Annotated in this window: 21 protein-coding genes and 4 tRNA genes; 19 read left to right on the plus strand and 6 right to left on the minus strand. The window is 70.6% G+C overall.

What is annotated here, in order from left to right:
• Positions 1-2 precede the first annotated feature (2 nt).
• The 6 genes from ACZ5NW_RS23170 to ACZ5NW_RS23195 all read left to right on the plus strand — a co-directional run bounded on the left by ACZ5NW_RS23170 (position 3) and on the right by ACZ5NW_RS23195 (position 5,593).
• On the plus strand, positions 3-1,577 hold the full coding sequence (locus tag ACZ5NW_RS23170; protein ID WP_468745798.1) for a complex I subunit 4 family protein: 1,575 nt from the start codon (positions 3-5) through the stop codon (positions 1,575-1,577).
• Positions 1,574-3,097: an NADH-quinone oxidoreductase subunit N gene (locus ACZ5NW_RS23175; RefSeq protein WP_468745799.1), complete on the plus strand. Its 1,524-nt coding sequence runs from the start codon at positions 1,574-1,576 to the stop codon at positions 3,095-3,097. The genes ACZ5NW_RS23170 and ACZ5NW_RS23175 overlap by 4 nt, the downstream gene beginning before the upstream one ends.
• A 188-nt stretch (positions 3,098-3,285) precedes the next feature.
• A complete protein-coding gene (gene htpX / locus ACZ5NW_RS23180; RefSeq protein ID WP_468745800.1) occupies positions 3,286-4,146 on the plus strand; it encodes a zinc metalloprotease HtpX in 861 nt (286 codons plus the stop codon).
• Positions 4,143-4,535 (plus strand): YccF domain-containing protein, encoded by a 393-nt coding sequence (locus ACZ5NW_RS23185; RefSeq protein ID WP_468745801.1) that lies wholly within the window; start codon positions 4,143-4,145, stop codon positions 4,533-4,535. Before htpX ends, ACZ5NW_RS23185 begins: the two co-directional genes overlap by 4 nt.
• Before the next feature lie 88 nt (positions 4,536-4,623).
• On the plus strand, positions 4,624-5,193 hold the full coding sequence (locus ACZ5NW_RS23190; RefSeq protein WP_468745802.1) for an SMI1/KNR4 family protein: 570 nt from the start codon (positions 4,624-4,626) through the stop codon (positions 5,191-5,193).
• A gap of 133 nt (positions 5,194-5,326) precedes the next feature.
• Positions 5,327-5,593 carry a GlsB/YeaQ/YmgE family stress response membrane protein gene (locus ACZ5NW_RS23195; protein WP_468745803.1) on the plus strand — a complete coding sequence of 89 codons (267 nt, stop codon included), beginning with the start codon at positions 5,327-5,329 and terminating at the stop codon, positions 5,591-5,593.
• A 109-nt stretch (positions 5,594-5,702) separates the two neighbouring features.
• Here ACZ5NW_RS23195 and ACZ5NW_RS23200 read toward each other — a convergent pair whose 3' ends face one another.
• On the minus strand, positions 5,703-6,191 hold the full coding sequence (locus ACZ5NW_RS23200) for a YajQ family cyclic di-GMP-binding protein (RefSeq protein WP_390658087.1): 489 nt from the start codon (positions 6,189-6,191) through the stop codon (positions 5,703-5,705).
• 225 nt (positions 6,192-6,416) lie between these two features.
• On the opposite strand from ACZ5NW_RS23200, the gene ACZ5NW_RS23205 reads away from it, so the two are divergent.
• Positions 6,417-6,498, plus strand: a tRNA-Tyr gene (locus tag ACZ5NW_RS23205).
• Between the two features lie 110 nt (positions 6,499-6,608).
• On the opposite strand, the gene ACZ5NW_RS23210 is transcribed toward ACZ5NW_RS23205, so the two are convergent.
• Positions 6,609-6,872, minus strand: coding sequence for a hypothetical protein (locus tag ACZ5NW_RS23210; protein WP_468745804.1), 264 nt, complete (start codon positions 6,870-6,872; stop codon positions 6,609-6,611).
• A gap of 97 nt (positions 6,873-6,969) precedes the next feature.
• Between ACZ5NW_RS23210 and ACZ5NW_RS23215 the strand changes: the two genes are divergently transcribed.
• Positions 6,970-7,182, plus strand: coding sequence for a hypothetical protein (locus tag ACZ5NW_RS23215; RefSeq protein ID WP_468745805.1), 213 nt, complete (start codon positions 6,970-6,972; stop codon positions 7,180-7,182).
• Between the two features lie 34 nt (positions 7,183-7,216).
• On the opposite strand, the gene ACZ5NW_RS23220 is transcribed toward ACZ5NW_RS23215, so the two are convergent.
• Both ACZ5NW_RS23220 and ACZ5NW_RS23225 read right to left on the minus strand, forming a co-directional pair.
• Complete coding sequence (locus ACZ5NW_RS23220) at positions 7,217-7,873, minus strand: NAD(P)H-binding protein (protein WP_468745806.1); 657 nt, start codon at positions 7,871-7,873, stop codon at positions 7,217-7,219.
• A gap of 78 nt (positions 7,874-7,951) precedes the next feature.
• Entirely contained in the window at positions 7,952-9,217 is a 1,266-nt protein-coding gene (locus ACZ5NW_RS23225) for an amidohydrolase family protein (protein ID WP_468745807.1), read from the minus strand.
• A gap of 239 nt (positions 9,218-9,456) precedes the next feature.
• Here ACZ5NW_RS23225 and ACZ5NW_RS23230 point away from each other — a divergent pair.
• From ACZ5NW_RS23230 to ACZ5NW_RS23265, 8 genes are all read left to right on the plus strand, one after another.
• Positions 9,457-9,529: transfer RNA gene (locus ACZ5NW_RS23230), tRNA-Thr, on the plus strand.
• Positions 9,530-9,575: 46 nt separating this feature from the next.
• Positions 9,576-9,648: transfer RNA gene (locus ACZ5NW_RS23235), tRNA-Met, on the plus strand.
• Between the two features lie 89 nt (positions 9,649-9,737).
• Positions 9,738-9,902 carry a 50S ribosomal protein L33 gene (rpmG, locus tag ACZ5NW_RS23240; protein ID WP_003948671.1) on the plus strand — a complete coding sequence of 55 codons (165 nt, stop codon included), beginning with the start codon at positions 9,738-9,740 and terminating at the stop codon, positions 9,900-9,902.
• A gap of 102 nt (positions 9,903-10,004) precedes the next feature.
• Positions 10,005-10,457, plus strand: coding sequence for an FAS1-like dehydratase domain-containing protein (locus ACZ5NW_RS23245; RefSeq protein WP_468745808.1), 453 nt, complete (start codon positions 10,005-10,007; stop codon positions 10,455-10,457).
• A 1-nt stretch (position 10,458) separates the two neighbouring features.
• The gene (locus tag ACZ5NW_RS23250; RefSeq protein WP_468745809.1) at positions 10,459-10,887 is read left to right on the plus strand and encodes a MaoC family dehydratase; all 429 of its coding nucleotides are present in this window, start codon (positions 10,459-10,461) and stop codon (positions 10,885-10,887) included.
• A 135-nt stretch (positions 10,888-11,022) separates the two neighbouring features.
• A complete protein-coding gene (locus tag ACZ5NW_RS23255) occupies positions 11,023-11,592 on the plus strand; it encodes a TetR/AcrR family transcriptional regulator (protein ID WP_468745810.1) in 570 nt (189 codons plus the stop codon).
• A 210-nt stretch (positions 11,593-11,802) separates the two neighbouring features.
• Entirely contained in the window at positions 11,803-13,230 is a 1,428-nt protein-coding gene (locus ACZ5NW_RS23260) for an MFS transporter (RefSeq protein ID WP_468746163.1), read from the plus strand.
• A gap of 435 nt (positions 13,231-13,665) precedes the next feature.
• The gene (locus tag ACZ5NW_RS23265; RefSeq protein WP_468745811.1) at positions 13,666-14,721 is read left to right on the plus strand and encodes a UDP-N-acetylmuramate dehydrogenase; all 1,056 of its coding nucleotides are present in this window, start codon (positions 13,666-13,668) and stop codon (positions 14,719-14,721) included.
• A gap of 24 nt (positions 14,722-14,745) precedes the next feature.
• Here ACZ5NW_RS23265 and ACZ5NW_RS23270 read toward each other — a convergent pair whose 3' ends face one another.
• Entirely contained in the window at positions 14,746-15,786 is a 1,041-nt protein-coding gene (locus tag ACZ5NW_RS23270) for an adenosine deaminase (protein ID WP_468745812.1), read from the minus strand.
• Between the two features lie 173 nt (positions 15,787-15,959).
• Positions 15,960-17,186 (minus strand): pyridoxal phosphate-dependent aminotransferase, encoded by a 1,227-nt coding sequence (locus ACZ5NW_RS23275; protein WP_468745813.1) that lies wholly within the window; start codon positions 17,184-17,186, stop codon positions 15,960-15,962.
• Positions 17,187-17,435: 249 nt separating this feature from the next.
• On the opposite strand from ACZ5NW_RS23275, the gene ACZ5NW_RS23280 reads away from it, so the two are divergent.
• The 3 genes from ACZ5NW_RS23280 (at position 17,436) to nusG (ending at position 18,869) form a co-directional block, all read left to right on the plus strand.
• Positions 17,436-17,508 (plus strand) — tRNA-Trp (locus tag ACZ5NW_RS23280).
• Between the two features lie 108 nt (positions 17,509-17,616).
• Positions 17,617-17,904, plus strand: a complete 288-nt coding sequence (gene secE, locus ACZ5NW_RS23285) for a preprotein translocase subunit SecE (RefSeq protein ID WP_468745814.1) — start codon at positions 17,617-17,619, stop codon at positions 17,902-17,904.
• Between the two features lie 80 nt (positions 17,905-17,984).
• A complete protein-coding gene (nusG, locus tag ACZ5NW_RS23290) occupies positions 17,985-18,869 on the plus strand; it encodes a transcription termination/antitermination protein NusG (RefSeq protein WP_468745815.1) in 885 nt (294 codons plus the stop codon).
• The last annotated feature ends 12 nt before the right edge of the window (positions 18,870-18,881 follow it).

Genomic DNA, 18,881 nt, shown 5'->3' on the forward strand with positions numbered 1-18,881 from the left:
GCGTGATCGATATCAACGAGTCCGTGATGCAGTTCCTTCTGGCGTTCGTCGTCGTCGGCCCGCTCCTCGGCGCCGCCGCGGCTCTGCTGCCCGCCCCGCCCGGGCTGAAGGGGAAGTCGCCCGAGCAGGCCGTGCTCCGCCACGGCGTGACCGTGACCGGCGTGATCCTCGCCGCCGCGATCGTCCTCGCGCTCGGCTTCGACCACGACCATCCGTCGAGGATGCAGGCGAGCACCGACATCAGCTGGATCCCCGCACTCGACGTGCGCATCCACCTCGGCATCGACGGCATCTCCCTCCCCCTCCTCGTTCTGACCGCGCTCCTGACCTTCCTCAGCGCGCTGTACAGCTACTTCAAGCCGCCCGCCGGCCCGACCCCGAAGGCGTTCGTCGCCCTGCTGCTCGTCCTGGAGTCCGGCACCCTCGCCACCTTCGCCGTCCTCGACCTGCTGCTGTTCTTCCTCGCCTTCGAGACGGTCCTGATCCCGATGTACTTCCTCATCGCCCGCTGGGGCGGTGAGGGCCGGGCCCAGGCCGCCTGGAAGTTCATCCTCTACACGCTGCTCGGCTCCGTGGTCATGCTGCTCGGCCTGCTCCTCATCGGCTTGCGGGCGGGCACGTTCGACATGGTGGCACTCGCCACTGACAACGGCCGGTCGCTGACCACATCCGTGCAGGTCGTCGCCGTTCTGGCGATCGGGATCGGGCTCGCGGTGAAGACGCCGATGTGGCCCCTGCACAGCTGGCTGCCCGACGCCCACACCGCCGCCCCGACGGTCGGCTCCGTCCTGCTGGCCGGTGTCCTGCTGAAGATGGGTACGTACGGGTTCGTCCGGATTCTCCTGCCGATCGCCCCCGACGGGTTCCACACCTTCGCGCCCTACCTCGCCGCCTTCGCCGTCGTCGGGATCATCTACGGATCCCTCGCCTGCCTGGCCCTCGCCAAACAGGGCGCCAAGGGCGACCTCAAGCGACTCATCGCCTACTCGTCCGTCGGCCACATGGGCTTCGTCCTCCTCGGCATCGCGACCACCACCCCGACCGGCGTCAACGGCGCCCTGTTCGCCAACGTCGCCCACGGCCTCATCACCGGCCTGCTCTTCTTCCTGGTCGGCGCCCTGAAGGACCGCACCGGCAGCACCGACCTCGACACCCTCGCCGAGGAGACCGGCGCCGCGCTGTACGGCAAGGCCCCGCGCCTCGGCGGCCTGCTCGCCTTCGCCGCCGTCGCCTCCCTCGGTCTGCCCGGCCTCGCCGGGTTCTGGGGCGAGATGCTGGCCCTGTTCGGCGCGTTCGACCCCGCCGACGACCTCAGCCGCCCCGCGTTCCTCACCTTCACCGCGATCGCCGCGTTCGGCACGCTGCTGACGGCCGCGTACCTGCTCACCGTGGTCCGCCGGGTCTGCATGGGCGCCCTCCCACCGGACGCCCCCCGGCTCACCGACGTACAGACGTACGAATTCGCGGCCTGGTCCCCGCTCGTCGCCCTCACCGTCGTCGGCGGACTGTGGCCGAAGGCCCTCCTCGGGCTCACCGACCCGGCCGTGCAGCAGCTCCTCGCAGGAGGCACCCGATGAGCTCCCTGGCCCAGCCGCTGGCCCAGAACCTGGTCCAGTCCGTGGATTGGCTCGCCGTCGCCCCGCCCACCCTCGCGGCGGTCGTCGGCCTCGCCGTCCTCGTCGCCGACCTGTTCGTGCCCGACGCGAGGAAGGCCGCGCTCGGCTGGTTCTCCGTCGCCGGACTCGCCGCCTCGACCGCCCTTCTGCTGCCCCTCCTCGACGGCGACCGCGCCACCTTCTGCCTCACCGGCGACCCGCACGCGTGCAGCTACACCGCCGACCGCTTCACCCTGGCCATCCAGTTCCTGGTCCTCGGCGGAGCCCTGCTCGCCGCCCTGCTGTCCGTGACGACCCTCAAGGATGCCCGCAAGGAACTCCCCGAAGGGGAGTACTGGTTCCTGCTGCTGTCCTCCGCGGCAGGCGCCGCCCTGCTGCCCGCCTCCCGCGACCTCGCCACCCTCGTCGTCGCCCTGGAGGTCGCCTCCCTGCCCGCCTTCGCGCTCGTCGGCATCCGGCACGGAGACAAGAAGTCCTCCGAAGCGGCCCTGAAGTTCTTCCTGTCGTCCGTCACCGCGACCGCCGTCAGCCTGATGGGCATCAGCTTCGTCTACGCCACCACCGGCACCCTCTACCTCACCCAGGTCGCCGACCGCATCCGGCACGTCGACGGACAGCTCCACACCCTCGCCCAGACGGGCGTCGTCCTCACCCTCGTCGGCTTCGCCTTCAAGACGGCCGCCGTCCCCTTCCACTTCTGGGTCCCCGACACCTACGTCGGAGCCCCCCTCCCGATCGCCGCCTACCTGTCGGTGGTCGGCAAGGCGGTCGGCTTCTCCGGCCTCATCCTCGTCACCGTCGTCGCCTTCCCGTCGTACGCCGACGTCTGGGGCCCCGCCCTCGCCGCCCTGGCCGCCCTCACCATGACCGCCGGCAACGTCGGCGCCCTGCGCCAGCAGGCCACGCGCGCGTACAGCGCCGTACGCCTGCTCGCCTGGTCGTCCGTCGGCCAGGCCGGCTACCTCCTCGTCCCGATCGCCGCGGCCGCCTACTCCGACGACGCCGAGCGCGCCATCGGCTCCACCGTCGCGTACGCGCTCATGTACGCGGCCGTGAACCTCGGCGCCTTCGCGGTCGCCGCCCTGGTCGGCCGTACGACCGAGGCGAACCGCGTCACGGACTACCGCGGCCTGTACGCCACCCGCCCCCTGGCCGCCCTCCTGCTCGCCTTCTTCCTGCTCTGCCTCGCCGGACTGCCGCCGGGCATCATCGGCCTCTTCGCTAAGGTCACCGTCTTCTCCGCGGCCGTCGACGCGGGCCTCGGCTGGCTCGCCGTCGTCATGGCCGTCAACGTGGTGATCGCGCTGTTCTACTACCTCCAGTGGACGGCCCTGCTGTTCCGCGCCCCCGAGGGCGAACCCGCCAGGCACCGCGCCCCCGCACCCCTCACCGCCGCCATCACCCTGACGGCCGTCATCGGCATCGCCCTGTCCGGCGCGCCTCAACTCGTCCTGCACTTCGCCGACACGGCACTCTTCTGAGCCCTGCCCGCTCCTGAGGCCCGGGGGGCGTCACCCGGACGGCCCCCGCACGCCGCCGTACGCACAAGGGAACTAGTGGCTCCCGCCTGGCGTTGGCCATGACGGGAGGGTCCACTGGAGAAGACACCGGCTGGACCGGAGATCAGCAAGCAAAGGGTTCCCCTGCCGCACGACTTGGAGGGCGTACCGTGCACCGCCGGCACAATGGGCTCAGGACCGCAGTGCTCCTCGGAGGACTGTCCGCCCTCATCATCGTCATCGGCAGCTTCTTCGGCCGCACGGGTCTGATCGTCGCCGTCCTCGTCGCCCTCGGCACCAACGCGTACGCGTACTGGAACAGCGACAAGCTCGCCCTGCGCGCGATGCGCGCCCGCCCGGTCAGTGAGTTCGAGGCCCCGGGCCTGTACCGCATGGTCCGCGAACTCTCCACCCAGGCCCGCCAGCCCATGCCCCGCCTGTACATCTCCCCGACGGAGGCGCCCAACGCCTTCGCGACCGGCCGCAACCCGCGCAATGCCGCCGTGTGCTGCACGGAAGGCATCCTGCGCCTCCTCGACGAGCGTGAACTGCGCGGCGTCATCGGCCACGAGCTCAGCCACGTCTACAACCGCGACATCCTCATCTCCTCGGTCGCCGGCGCCCTCGCCTCCGTGATCATGTTCCTGGTCAACTTCGCCTGGCTGATCCCCGTCGGCCGCTCCGACGACGATGACGGCCCCGGCCTGCTCGGCCTGCTCCTGATCATGATCCTCGGCCCCCTCGCGGCCAGCGTCATCCAGCTCGCCATCAGCCGCTCCCGGGAGTACGAGGCCGACGCCTCCGGCGCCCGGCTCACCGGCGACCCCCTGGCCCTGGCGAGCGCCCTGCGCAAGCTCGAAACGGGCACCAAGCAGCTGCCGCTGCCTCCCGAGCCGCGCATCGAGACCGCGAGCCACATGATGATCGCGAACCCGTTCCGCCCGGGCCAGGGGCTCTCCAAGATGTTCTCGACCCACCCGCCCATGGCGGAGCGCATCTCCCGCCTGGAGAAGATGGCAGGTCACCGATGAAGACCATCCTGAACGTCATATGGCTCATCCTCAGCGGCTTCTGGCTGTTCCTGGGGTACGTCCTCGCGGGCCTGCTCCTGTGCATCACGATCATCGGGATCCCGTTCGGCATAGCCGCCTTCAGGATCGGCATCTACGCGCTCTGGCCCTTCGGCTACACGACGGTCGAGCGGCTGGACGCCGGTGCCCCCTCCTGCGTCGGCAATGTGCTGTGGCTGATCCTGGCCGGTTGGTGGCTGGCCCTCGGCCACATCGTCACGGGTATCGCCCTGTGCCTGACACTGATCGGCATCCCGTTCGGCATCGCCAACTTCAAGATGCTCCCGATCTCGCTCTTCCCGCTGGGCAGGGAGATCGTGCGCACCGACCAGCCGTTCGCGACACGCTGATCACTCGTACGGGCCGCGAGATTCTCCACCACTGGCCGGTCGTCCACAGGCCGGCCCGTATGTCAGTGGCCGCCCGCATCATGAACGCATGACCGAGACCGAGGAGTTGCTGGCACGGGTGGCGGACAAGGCCCGCACCACCCGTCCCTGGGGCTGGACTTCCCTCCCCGCGCCCATCGACGCGGACATCCTGCACGGCGCCGAGACCGCGCTGGGCTTCCCCCTGCCGCCGCTGCTCGCCGACCTGTACCTGCGGATAGCGGACGGCGGATTCGGCCCGGAGTACGGCCTGTTGCCCCTGCTCGACAGCCCACCGGCCGGCGAGCCCGCCGCCGTCTCCCAGTACCTCGCCTATCGCGAGGCAGGCCGCGAGGACCCCGACTGGCCCTGGCCCGAGGGCGTCCTGCCGATATCCCACTGGGGCTGCGCGATGTACGCGTGCGTGGACTGCTTCTCACCGCAGGCCACCGTGCTGCTCTTCGAGCCCAACCCGGGGGACGCCGACCACGCCTGGTTCGTCGACACCCCCAGCCTCGCGGAGTGGCTGCGCGCCTGGGTCGACGGCACGGGCTGGTACGACGTCATGGACGAGCAGTTGGAGATGACCCCCTGGGCGGAGTTGCGGGCCCGCACGGGCGGAACGGCGACGACCGGCTGACCGGCCGAGGGCGGAACCGCTCGCCCCGTCGTGACGTCGTCCTCATCACCATCGCACCGGCCCGGCCCGTCCGGAGAGCAAGATCACAGGCCCGGGACAGTGCGGGCACAGCGCGGAAGGGCAGGTTCAGGACATGAGCATCATCAGCTGGATCATTCTGGGACTCCTGGCCGGAGTCATCGCCAAGGTCCTGCTGCCCGGCCGCGACCCGGGCGGCTTCGTCGGGACGACCCTCATCGGCATCGCGGGCGCGTTCATCGGCGGCTGGATATCGGCGCGCTGGCTGGACCACCCGATCAGCAAGCACTTCTACGACGGCGCCACCTGGGCGGCGGCCATCGGCGGCTCGCTCGTACTGCTGATCGTGTACCGGATCCTGTTCGGCAACTCGCGCGACTGAGGCCCGGCGGGCACACGCGGACGCGCGAGAGGGGCGGACACCCTGGGCGCCCACCCCTCCCGGCCATCACCGGCCGTCCCTGACGGAACCGCCAAGCCCGGAACCGGTCCTACCGGTAGTTCACGAACTGCAGCGCGAAGTCGAAGTCCTGGCCCTTCAGGAGGGCGATGACGGCCTGGAGGTCGTCGCGGCTCTTGGAGCTGACGCGCAGCTCGTCGCCCTGGACCTGGGCCTTCACGCCCTTGGGGCCCTCGTCGCGGATGAGCTTCGCGACCTTCTTCGCGTTCTCCTGGGAGATGCCCTCCTTGATCTCCGCGAAGAGCTTGTACTCCTTGCCGGAGAGCTGGGGCTCGCCCGCGTCCAGGGCCTTCAGCGAGATACCGCGCTTGATGAGCTTCGACTGGAAGACGTCGAGGACAGCGTTCACCCGGTCCTCGGAGTTCGCCTCCATGAGGATCTTCTCCCCGGACCACGAGATCGAGGCGCCCACGCCCTTGAAGTCGTAGCGCTGCGAGATCTCCTTGGCGGCCTGGTTGAGGGCGTTGTCGACCTCCTGCCGCTCGACCTTCGAGACGATGTCGAAACTGGAGTCGGCCATGTCCTGTGGCTCCTTGTATCAGGGTGCGTATCGGGTGCGTGTCGGCGTCCGCGGGGGCTGCCGCCGGTCCCGCGAGGGGCCCGGGCCGCATCCGCACAAGCCTAGCCACCTCGCCACCGCCGAGCGGTGATCAATCGAGTGGCGAAGCACCCCTCCGCATCGGGTATCGTTTACGTCGTCGCCACGGAGCACCGCCGAAAAGCGGTTCGAATGGCGTCAATCCCAGGCGGTGTGCCCGAGTGGCCAATGGGAGCGGACTGTAAATCCGTCGGCTTAGCCTACCCAGGTTCGAATCCTGGCGCCGCCACAGGGAAAGAGACCCCTTCGTACTGCGGGAGCGCAGCGCGGAGGGGTCTTTTCGTGTAAGTGTGACAAGCCGTGCGCGCGGGGGGCGCGGGCCGTGCTGAGTGATCCGGATCACTGCTTGGCCGTGCGCTTCACCTCCGCCTCGATCTCGCCCCGCGCCTTGCCCTCCTCCTTCGCGTACTCGGTCACGGCGGCCTGGACGTCCCGGGCGAGGTCGCGCCAGGCCCGCCAGGCCGTCTCGTAGGTGTCCGTCTGGGTCTGCGACCACGGGGAGGCCGTGGGCGCGCCGTAGGTGTCCCGCAGCTCCAGGACCCTCGCATGGGCCTCGTCGGCCGCGCGCTGCTTCTCCACGAGTTCGTCGAAGGTATGTGCCACGTGTATGGATGCTAGGGAGATACCGGTACATCCGCGCGGCGAGCGGGGCGCGTGCCGCCGGGCGGTACCCGCGTGGCCCACCGGGCACACTGAACACATGTCCAGCCGCCGTAGAAACTGCCCCGTGTGCCGTCGCGAGATCGCCGTCGTCGCCGGACGCTACGCCCGGCACGACCCGCCCGGCGCCCGCGAGAGCGGGGACCTCACCTCGTGCCCCGGCTCCCGCCGCACCGCCCAACTGGGCGCCGCCCAGCCCTCCTTGGACGGCTACGTCCTGCCCGACTTCCCTGGTCAGCTCCCGCTGTTCTGAATCCGGCCCCACACCGCCCCACGCTCCGTCAGGTTCAGTTCCCCGCCACGGACTTCACCGCGACCGACACCGGCGTCGAGCCGCCGATCAGCTCCAGGGTCAGGCCCGCTGTCGCGGACGTGTCCAGGAGTTCGGCCAGGACGGCGGCCACGTCGTCGCGGGGGATCGCGCCACGCCCCGTGTGCGCCTCCAGACGGACCAGGCCCTTGCCGGCGTCGTCCGTCAGTGAACCGGGCCGCAGAATCGTCCAGTCGAGTGCGTCCAGGCCCTGCACGTAGGCGTCGGCCTCGCCCTTCGCGCGCAGATAGACGTCGAAGATCTCATTGCCCTCGTGCCTCGGGTCCGCGCCCATCGACGAGACGACCACGAAACGCCGTACACGCGCGCGTACCGCCGCGTCCGCGAACAGCACCGCCGCGCCCTTGTCGACCGTGTCCTTGCGGGTCGCGCCGCTGCCCGGGCCCGCTCCGGCCGCGAACACCGCCGCGTCCGCGCCCTGCAGATGCGCCGCGACCTCCTCGACCGACGCCGACTCCAGGTCCAGCAGCACCGGTTCGGCACCCGCCGCACGCAGGTCGTCGCCCTGCTCGGCCTTGCGGATGATCCCCGCGACCTCGTCCCCGCGCGCGGCGAGCAGCCGCTCCAGCCGCAGCGCGATCTGACCATGACCACCAGCGATGACAATGCGCATGTCTTCGACCGTACGCCCGAACACCCCCACCCGCCGCACAACCCCGAACCGGCCCCGCCGGCCCAGCGGCAACCGCCCCTACGAAACTTCCCCCCGCCCCTGCCGCGGAAGCCCCAACTCCGCTGTCGCCGCCGAATTGCAGTACTCCCGGACCGCGCTCGTGCGGGCCACCACGCGGCCGCGGTGGATCACGATCCTGCTGTAGGCCAGCGACAGCGCGCCCGCCAGCCGGTCGCCCCGCACCGCCAGGAGGTCGGCCGGGAAACCCGCCTCCACGCGGACCTCGGGCAGGCCCAGGACCGCGCGCGCGGAGGCGCTCACCGCGTCGTAGGCGTCCTCGGGGCGCAGGCCGTGGCGGGAGGACAGGAGGTAGGCCGCCTCCAGGGGGTCGCCCCGGCCGACGGGGTTGGACACGTCCCGCAGGGCGCCGCTGCCGGCCGCCACGCGCACGCCGGCCGCGCGCAGGAGCCGCACGGGTGCCGTACCGCGGCCCTCCACGCCCCCGCAGCCGCCCTGCGGCAGGCAGACCACCGTCACGCCGGCCGCGGCGAGCTGGTCGGCGGTGCGGGCGGCGGCGTCGCCGGAGAGGCGGTCCAGGCCGCCGCAGGGGCTGAGGGCGACGCCCGGACGCAGGCCGCCCGCCATCGCCGCGAGCCGGGCCAGGCGGGCCGGGTCGGCGGCGTCGGTGTGCAGGTCGACGGGGCAGCCGTGCTCGGAGGCGACCTCCAGGACGGCCTCGACGTAGCCGGTTGGGTCGGGGTCCAGGTCCGGGCAGCCGCCCACCACCGCGGCGCCCATCTTCAGCGCGTCCCGCAGCATCGCGAGCCCGTCCGCCCCGGCCGCGCCGGTCAGCAGCCGGGGCACCGCCACCGTCGACAGCTCGGCCAGCCCGCGCAGCGAGCGGCGTGCCTGGAGGACGGCGGCCAGCGCGCCCAGCCCCTGGACGTCGCCCACGCGCACGTGTGCCCGCAACGCGGTCGCGCCGTGCCCGAGTTGCAGCAGGGCCGCCTCGGTGGCGCGGCGCTGGACGTCCTGGGGCGCGTACGACACGGGACCGTCGGCGTCGGCGGACAGGGCGGTGTCGGCGTGGGCGTGGGGCTCGGCCGGGGCGGGCAGCAGGAGGTAGCCGCTGAGGTCCACGCGCGTGCCGGACCCGCGGGCCGGACCGGCCGCCAGACTGCCGCTGGTGCCGACCGCCTCGATGCGCCCGCCGCCCAGCCGTACGTCCACCGTGCGGCCGTCGGTGAGCCGGGCCCCGGACAGCAGCAGGGCCGCGGGCTCCGGCTGTCCGGAGGGGCCGGGGGAGGACGGCGAGCGGGGCGGCTGCGGCTGGCTGTCGGGCATCGCGCTCCAGAGAGTCGGCAGGGGCACTCGGCGGGCTCGGGACAAGATCACGCAGAGTGAGTCGAGCCTAGGGCGGCGGTACGGCCCTGTCGGGGAGGAGCGCAATAGTCGTACCGGTGTGGTCCGCCGGGCCGGAGGGGTTCACGGGGGCGTCGGGACGGCCGGGAATCGGGCCCCCGCGGGGGGCTCGGAACGGATTTGGGTGAACGGCCGCGGACCGTGTAATGTCTTCATCGCTCGCCCCAATAGCTCAGTCGGCAGAGCGTCTCCATGGTAAGGAGAAGGTCTACGGTTCGATTCCGTATTGGGGCTCTGGTGTGAGAGGTTCCCGTCGCGAGGCGGGAACGGATCACATCAAAGCGGTGTAGCTCAGTCGGTAGAGCAAGCGGCTCATAATCGCTGTGTCACCGGTTCAAGTCCGGTCACCGCTACACACAGTAGCCGATTGTGGGGTCGGTCCTTCGATCGGCTACTCTTTCTTGCGTTAAATCAATCTATCCGTTCGTCAAGGAGCACTCACGTGGCTGCCACCGACGTCCGCCCGAAGATCACGCTGGCCTGCGTGGAGTGCAAGGAGCGGAACTACATCACCAAGAAGAACCGGCGTAACAACCCGGACCGACTTGAGATGAAGAAGCACTGCCCGCGTTGCAACGCGCACACCGCGCACCGCGAAACGCGATAAATCAGGCTCGTACGCGAGGCCGCTCCCGAGTGATCGGGGGCGGCCTCGCGTCGTATCGGCGAGCAGTACCGGTCAGTAGAGCAACCAGGAGGTTCCGAGCCCATGGCGCTCGACCAGTCCTTCGTGGGGCGGACCTACCCGCCCACCGATCCCTATGAGGTCGGCCGGGAGAAGATCCGCGAGTTCGCGGAGGCCGTGGGGGACACCAACCCGGCGTACACGGACCCGGAGGCCGCCAAGGCGCTCGGACACCCCGACGTCATCGCCCCGCCGACCTTCGTGTTCTCCATCACCTTCAAGGCCGCCGGACAGGTCGTCCAGGACCCGCAGCTCGGGCTGGACTACAGCCGGGTGGTGCACGGCGACCAGAAGTTCTCCTACGTCCGTCCCGTGCGCGCCGGTGACCGGCTGACCGTGACCTCGACCATCGAGGCGGTCAAGTCCATGGCCGGCAACGACATCCTGGACATCCGCGGCGAGGTCCACGACGAGGCGGGCGAGCATGTCGTGACCGCCTGGACGAAGCTGGTCGCCCGCGCGGCCGAGGAGGGCTGACATGACGGCGAAGATCGCCTACGACGACGTCGAGGTCGGCACCGAGCTGCCCGCGCAGACCTTTCCCGTGACGCGCGCCACGCTCGTGCAGTACGCGGGCGCCTCCGGGGACTTCAACCCGATCCACTGGAACGAGAAGTTCGCCAAGGAGGTCGGACTGCCGGACGTCATCGCGCACGGCATGTTCACGATGGCCGAGGCGATCCGGATCGTGACCGACTGGGCCGGCGACCCGGGCGCGGTCGTCGAGTACGGCGTCCGCTTCACCAAGCCGGTCGTCGTGCCGAACGACGACCAGGGCGCCGTCATCGAGGTCAGCGGCAAGGTCGCGGCCAAGCTCGACGACAACACGGTACGGGTGGACCTCACGGCGATGAGCGGCGGTCAGAAGGTCCTCGGGATGTCCCGAGCGGTCGTCCGCCTGGCGTGAGCCCACGCGCGCGTGACACGAGGTAAGGGGCGCTCTCCCATAGGGGGCGCCCCTTACGTTGTGCTCGCCCCGGCAGTGTCGGCCAGGGGGCGTGAGCCCTTGACTTAGTTAGTGATTGAGTACTAACTTTGTCGCATGGCCAGGATGAGTGCGGACGAGCGGCGTGAGAGCGTCATTCGGGCGGCGACGAGTGAGTTCGCCCGGGGCGGGTATCACGGCACCTCCACCGAGGCGATCGCCAAGCGGGTGGGTGTGTCGCAGCCGTATCTCTTCCGGCTCTTCCCGGGCAAGAAGGCGATCTTCCTGGCGGCGTCCCAGCGCTGCGTGGAGGAGACCATCCGCACCTTCGAGGAGGCCGCCGAGGGGCTGGAGGGCGAAGCCGCCCTGCACGCCATGGCGAACGCGTACACGAAGGTCATCGCGGAGCGGCCCGAGCGGCTGATGATGCAGATGCAGATGTACGTCGCGGTGCACGCCGCGGAGGCCGAGGGGGATCACGAGTTCGGTGAGGCGGTGCGGGCCGGGTGGATGCGGCTGTGGGACACCGTGCATGTGCCGCTCGGCGCCGACATCGACGAGACGACCACCTTCATGGCGTACGGCATGCTCATCAACTGCCTGGTGGCCATGGGGTTTCCGCCCGAACACCGGGTGTGGGAAGGGCTCTACCCGTCGGCGCGGGTCGACGGGCGGCTGGAGAAATAGGGATCGGGTGCGCGGAAGGTTCGGCGCATTCGTATGGGCTTGAAAGTTAGTCATCAATAACTAACCAGCGATCTCTCTGGGGGAGAGATGTCACAGCAGACGGAACAGACCGCACAGACGGCACAGGCCGCACAGACGGCGCAGGACTCGCCGAGCACCCGTCGCGGTGGCGCCGGCTGGGCCCTCGTCATCACCAGCGTCGCCGGATTCATGGCGGCCCTCGACAACCTCGTCGTCACCACCGCCCTGCCCTCCATCCGCGAGGACCTCGGCGGGGCGCTGGACGACCTGGAATGGACCGTGAGCGCCTACACGCTCACCTTCGCCGTGCTGCTGATGTTCGGCGCCGCGCTCGGTGACCGCTTCGGGCGCCGCCGGCTCTTCATCGGCGGCACCGCCCTCTTCACCGCCGCCTCCGCCGCCGCGGCCATGGCCCCGGGCATCGGCTCGCTCATCGCCGCCCGCGCGGTCCAGGGCGTCGGCGCGGCCGTCATGATGCCGCTGACGCTCACCCTGCTCACCGCCGCCGTACCGGCCGCCAAGCGCGGGATGGCGTACGGCATCTGGGGCGCCGTCAACGGGCTCGCCGTCGCCTCCGGGCCGCTCATCGGGGGCAGCCTCACCGAACACATCTCCTGGCACTGGATCTTCTGGCTGAACGTTCCGCTGGGCCTCGCCCTGCTGCCGCTCGCGAGGCTGCGGCTCGCCGAGTCCCACGGCGAGGGGGCCGCGCTCGACCTCACCGGCACGGTCCTCGTCAGCGGTGGTCTCTTCGGCGTCGTCTACGGACTGGTGCGCGGGCCCGTCGACGGATGGACCAGCACCCTGGTGCTGACCGGCCTGTTCGCCGGTACCGCGCTCCTCGTCGCCTTCGTGCGCCACGGAATCCAGGCCGAGAACCCCATGCTGCCCATGCGGCTGTTCCGCTCCCGCGCCTTCTCCGGGATCAACGCCGCGAGCCTGCTGATGTTCCTCGGGATGTTCGGGTCGATCTTCCTGCTCAGCCAGTACATGCAGGGCGTGCTCGGCTACTCGCCGACCGAGGCGGGCCTGCGGATGCTGCCCTGGACCGGGATGCCGATGCTCGTCGCGCCCATCGCCGGGATCCTCTCCGACCGGATCGGCGGGCGGCCGGTCGTCGCCACCGGGCTGTTCTTCCAGGCCGCCGGCCTCGGCTACCTGGCCTCCGTGATCACCGCCGACGCCTCCTACGCCGTCCAGCTGCCCGGGCTGATCGTCAACGGCATCGGCATGGCCCTGTTCTTCGCCCCGGCCTCCAACCTGGTCATGTCCAGCGTGCGGCCGCAGGAGCAGGGCATCGCCTCCGGCGCCAACAACGCGCTCCGCGAGGTGGGCGGCGCCCTGGGCATCGCGATCATGGCCTCGATCTTCTCGGCGCAGGGCGGCTACGAGAGCGGCCAGGCGTTCGTGGACGGCCTGCGGCCCGCACTGGTGACCGGCGCCGGGGTCGTCGCCCTGGCGGGCCTCGCGACGCTGGTGATACCGCGGCGCGGGCGGCCCGAACGGATCGGGGAGGCGGTGCCCGGGGCGGCGACCGCCGACGCCGACGCCGACGCGGGCAGCGAGGCCAAGGATGCGGACGGTTCGGACTCCGTGCTGGAAGGCGCCGGACGCTGACCGCGGCACGCGTGCGTACGGCCCCGCCGGTGACAGCGGGGCCGTACGCGTGTGCGTGCAGGGGAGGCTGTACGCACGCGTGTGCCGGGGATGGCGGCACGCACGCGCGTGCCCGGCCGGGATGGCCGCACGCACGCGCGTGCCGGGGGATAGTCGTGACGCGTCTCCCCGGCAGAGCCCCCACGCGTGTGCCACGCGGAACCCTCCACGCGTGTGCCGGGGATGGCGGCACGCACGCGCGTGCCCGGCCGGGATGGCCGCACGCATGCGCGTGCCGGGGGGTAGCCGTCACGCGTCTCCCAGGCAGAGCCCCCCACGCGTGTGCCACGCGGAACCCCCCACGCGTGTGCCACGCGGAACCCCCCACGCGTGTGCCCCGGAGGGCCCCGCATGCGTATGCCAGAGGTGTCAGTGGTGTCTCGTAGTCTTGGGCGCGTGCAGGAACTCCATGACGCGCCCCTCGCCCCGCTGACCACCTTCCGGCTGGGCGGTCCCGCGACCCGGCTGATCACCGCGGCCACCGATGCCGAGGTGATCGACGTCGTCCGCGAGGCCGACGCCACCGGTACACCGCTGCTGATCATCGGCGGCGGGTCGAACCTGGTCATCGGAGACAAGGGCTTCGACGGCACGGCCCTGCGCATCGCCACCACCGGATGCGAGCTGCGCGGCACCACGCTGGAGCTGGCCGCCGGCGAGGTGTGGAGCGACGCCGTCGCCCGCACCGTGGAGGCCGGGCTGGCCGGCATCGAGTGCCTGGCGGGCATCCCGGGCTCGGCCGGCGCGACGCCGATCCAGAACGTGGGGGCGTACGGCCAGGAGGTCTCCGCCACGATCACCGAGGTGATCGCCTACGACCGGCGGGCGCACGAGACGGTCACCCTGACCAACGAGGAGTGCGGGTTCTCGTACCGCCACAGCCGCTTCAAGGCCGAGCCCGAGCGGTATGTCGTGCTGCGAGTCCGCTTCGAGCTGGAGGACGCGGACGGGCTGTCGGCGCCGATCAAGTACGCCGAGACCGCGCGGGCGCTCGGCGTCGAGCAGGGGGAGCGGGTGCCGGTCGGGCACGCGCGCGAGACCGTGCTGGGGTTGCGGGCCGGGAAGGGCATGGTGCTCGACCCCGAGGACCACGACACCTGGTCAGCCGGGTCCTTCTTCACCAACCCGATCCTCACCGACGCCGACTTCGCGGTGTTCCACGCGCGCGTGCGGGAGCGGCTGGGCGACGGCGTCGAGCCGCCCGCCTACCCGGCGGGGGAGGGGCACACCAAGACCTCCGCGGCCTGGCTGATCGACAAGGCCGGCTTCACCAAGGGCTACGGCACGGGTCCCGCCCGCATCTCCACCAAGCACACCCTCGCCCTCACCAACCGCGGCGAGGCCACCACGGAGGACCTGCTGGCCCTGGCCCGCGAGGTCGTCACCGGCGTGCGCGAGACCTTCGGCATCACCCTGGTCAACGAGCCGGTGACGGTCGGCGTGCAGCTCTAGGGACGCTGCCCCTCGTGGTCGGGCTCACGCGGTCCCGTTCCTGATCCAGTCGTCCACCCCCGCCAGCAGCTTCTCCCGTACGTCCACCGGGGCCGCCGACGCGCGGATCGACTGGCGGGCCAGTTCCGCCAGCTCCTCGTCGGTGAAGGCGTGGTGGCGGCGGGCGATGTCGTACTGGGCCGCCAGGCGGGAGCCGAAGAGAAGCGGGTCGTCGGCGCCGAGGGCCATGGGGACGCCCGCGTCGAACAGGGTGCGCAGGGGGACGTCCTCCGGCTTCTCGTAGACGCCCAGCGCCACGTTCGAGGCGGGGCACACCTCGCAGGTCACGCCCCGGTCCGCGAGCCGCTTCAGCAGGCGCGGGTCCTCCGCCGCGCGGACGCCGTGGCCCACCCGGTCGGCGTGCAGGTCGTCCAGGCAGTCGCGCACCGAGGACGGGCCGGTCAGCTCGCCGCCGTGCGGGGCCGACAGCAGGCCGCCCTCGCGGGCGATGTGGAAGGCGCGGTCGAAGTCCCGGGCCATGCCGCGGCGTTCGTCGTTGGAGAGGCCGAAGCCGATCACGCCGTGGTCCGCGTACCGCACCGCCAGCCGGGCCAGTGTGCGGGCCTCCAGCGGGTGTTTCATACGGTTCGCGGCGACCAGCACCCGCATGCCCAGGCCCGTGTCCCGGGACGCCGTCTCCACGGCGTCCAGGATGATCTCCAGCGCCGGGATGAGGCCGCCCAGGCGCGGCGCGTACGACGTCGGGTCGACCTGGATCTCCAGCCAGCCCGAGCCGTCGTTCAGGTCCTCCTGCGCCGCCTCCCGCACCAGGCGCTGGATGTCCTCGGGTTCCCTGAGGCACGAGCGGGCCGCGTCGTACAGCCGCTGGAAGCGGAACCAGCCCCGTTCGTCCGTAGCCCGCAGCCTCGGAGGCTCGCCGCTGGTCAGCGCCTCGGTCAGGGCCTCGGGCAGCCGTACGCCGTATTTGTCGGCCAGTTCCAGGACGGTGGTGGGCCGCATCGACCCGGTGAAGTGCAGGTGGAGATGGGCCTTCGGCAGCTCAGCGACATCACGTACGTGCTCCATTCGCCGATCCTGCCGCACGTGCCCGCCGTCCCGGAAGCGGATTCCCCTTTAGTGGTCTTGCTCGCACGCATGATCCCGCTCGCACACAAAGAAACGGCATCCCGCTCGTACAAAGAAGCGGGGCTCCACCTACTCACGTGAGTAGGTAGAGCCCCGCCACGCGTGCGTGGACGTCAGTCCCGCGCCTCGGCCAGCAGCTTCTGGATCCGCGAGACACCCTCGATCAGGTCCTCGTCCCCGAGGGCGTACGACAGCCGCAGATAGCCCGGGGTGCCGAACGCCTCGCCCGGGACGACCGCGACCTCGGCCTCCTCCAGGATGAGCGCGGCCAGCTCGACCGAGTCCTGCGGGCGCTTGCCGCGGATCTCCTTGCCGATCAGCGCCTTGACCGACGGGTAGGCGTAGAACGCGCCCTCGGGCTCCGGGCAGACGACGCCGTCGATCTCGTTGAGCATGCGCACGATCGTCTTGCGTCGGCGGTCGAACGCCTCACGCATCGTCGCCACGGCCTCCAGGTCGCCGGAGACGGCGGCCAGGGCGGCCACCTGGGCCACGTTGGAGACGTTCGACGTGGCGTGCGACTGGAGGTTCGTCGCGGCCTTGACGACGTCCTTCGGGCCGATGACCCAGCCCACGCGCCAGCCGGTCATCGCGTACGTCTTCGCGACACCGTTGACGACGACGCACTTGTCGCGCAGCTCGGGCAGCAGCGCGGGCAGGGAGACGGCGGCGGCGTCGCCGTACACCAGGTGCTCGTAGATCTCGTCGGTGAGGACCCACAGGCCGTGCTCGACGGCCCAGCGGCCGATCGCCTCGGTCTCGGCCTCGGAGTACACCGCGCCGGTCGGGTTCGAGGGGGAGACGAAGAGGACGACCTTGGTCTTCTCGGTGCGGGCGGCCTCCAGCTGCTCGACGGAGACGCGGTATCCGGTCGTCTCGTCGGCGACGACCTCGACCGGGACACCGCCGGCCAGGCGGATCGACTCCGGGTACGTCGTCCAGTACGGGGCCGGGACGATGACCTCGTCACCCGGGTCGAGGATCGCGGCGAACGCCTCGTAGATGGCCTGCTTGCCGCCGTTGGTGACCAGGATCTGGGAGACGTCGGGCTCCCAGCCGGAGTCGCGCAGCGTCTTCGCGGCGATGGCGGCCTTCAGCTCGGGCAGACCGCCGGCCGGGGTGTAGCGGTGGTACTTCGGGTTCCTGCACGCCTCTACGGCGGCCTCGACGATGTAGTCGGGAGTCGGGAAGTCCGGCTCACCGGCGCCGAAGCCGATCACCGGACGCCCGGCGGCCTTGAGGGCCTTGGCCTTGGCGTCCACGGCGAGGGTGGCGGACTCGGAGATCGCGCCGACTCGGGCGGAGACCCGGCGCTCGGTGGGAGGGGTTGCAGCGCTCATGGCACCCATCGTTTCAGACCGGAAACGTGCCCGGCACGCGGGTTTCACGGACTGAACAACGGCTGAACAAGCGTCCGGATCCGGCTGCCGCGCGGGCGATCTTCCGCCTTCAAAGGCGCTGAGGGCGCTTTCCGTTCGACGCGCAGCCTCGGACCACGTACACTCTCACGTCGTTGGCCTTCACCAGCCGTGCCGCCTTTGATGCACACCGAGCATCCGGGCGGATGCGGTAGGTTGGGGGACACACAAAGGGTCGTAGCTCAATTGGTAGAGCACCGGTCTCCAAAACCGGCGGTTGGGGGTTCAAGTCCCTCCGGCCCTGCTACACACACCTTCGCCAGGATGTGTGCGCATGTACGTACAGAAATGCACTGCCGTGCGGCTCAGACCGGGCGCGGCACGGCCACGACCCGGGATCAGGTGAGGACTAATGGCGGACGCCGTAGGCTCCATCGACACGCCTGACGCCCAGGATGAAGTGCCGGAGAGCAAGAAGAAGGCCCGCAAGGGCGGCAAGCGCGCCAAGAAGGGCCCGCTGAAGCGCCTCGCTCTCTTCTACCGTCAGATCGTCGCGGAACTCCGCAAGGTCGTCTGGCCCACGCGTAACCAGCTGACGACGTACACGACGGTGGTCATCGTCTTCGTCGTGATCATGATCGGTCTGGTAACCGTGATTGACTATGGACTCAGCCACGCCGCCAAGTACGTCTTCGGCTGAGTCGAAAGCGAAGGGCGCCGAGGTATCCGGCGCCCGTTTCGCGTGTTCCACCCCTATGTATCCAGGAAGAAGCAGCCACCGTGTCTGACCAGAACCTGAACGACGCCATCGAGCCCGACGAGACTGTCGAAGACGAGCTCGACATCGTCGAGGGCGCGGACGAGGACCTGGACGAGGTCGAGGCTGCCGATGCCGAGGCGGGCGAGCCCGCCGAGGACGACGCGCTGCACGTCGAGGACGAAGCCGACGAGGACGACGAGTCCGTGGCCGTCGCCGAGGAAGCCGACGCGGCTGACGAGGCCGACGAAGCCGGCGAGGACGAGGAAGACGTCGAGCCCGCCGCTCCCGTCGACCCCGTCGCGGCCCTGCGCGAGGAGCTGCGCACCCTGCCCGGCGAGTGGTACGTCATCCACACCTACGCCGGTTACGAGAACCGCGTGAAGACCAACCTGGAGCAGCGCGCCGTCTCGCTGAACGTCGAGGACTACATCTTCCAGGCCGAGGTGCCGCAGGAAGAGGTCGTCCAGATCAAGAACGGCGACCGCAAGACGATCAAGCAGAACAAGCTCCCGGGCTACGTCCTGGTCCGGATGGACCTGACGAACGAGTCCTGGGGTGTCGTCCGCAACACGCCCGGCGTGACCGGCTTCGTGGGCAACGCCTACGACCCGTACCCGCTGACGCTGGACGAGATCGTCAAGATGCTCGCCCCGGAGGCCGAGGAGAAGGCCGCCCGCGAGGCCGCCGAGGCCGAGGGCAAGCCGGCTCCGCAGCGCAAGGTCGAGGTCCAGGTGCTGGACTTCGAGGTCGGCGACTCGGTCACCGTCACCGACGGCCCGTTCGCCACGCTCCAGGCCACGATCAACGAGATCAACGCCGACTCCAAGAAGGTCAAGGGTCTGGTGGAGATCTTCGGGCGTGAGACCCCGGTCGAGCTGAGCTTCGACCAGATCCAGAAGAACTAGTCCCTTCTGGAC

The organism is Streptomyces sp. NPDC032126 (assembly GCF_055580085.1).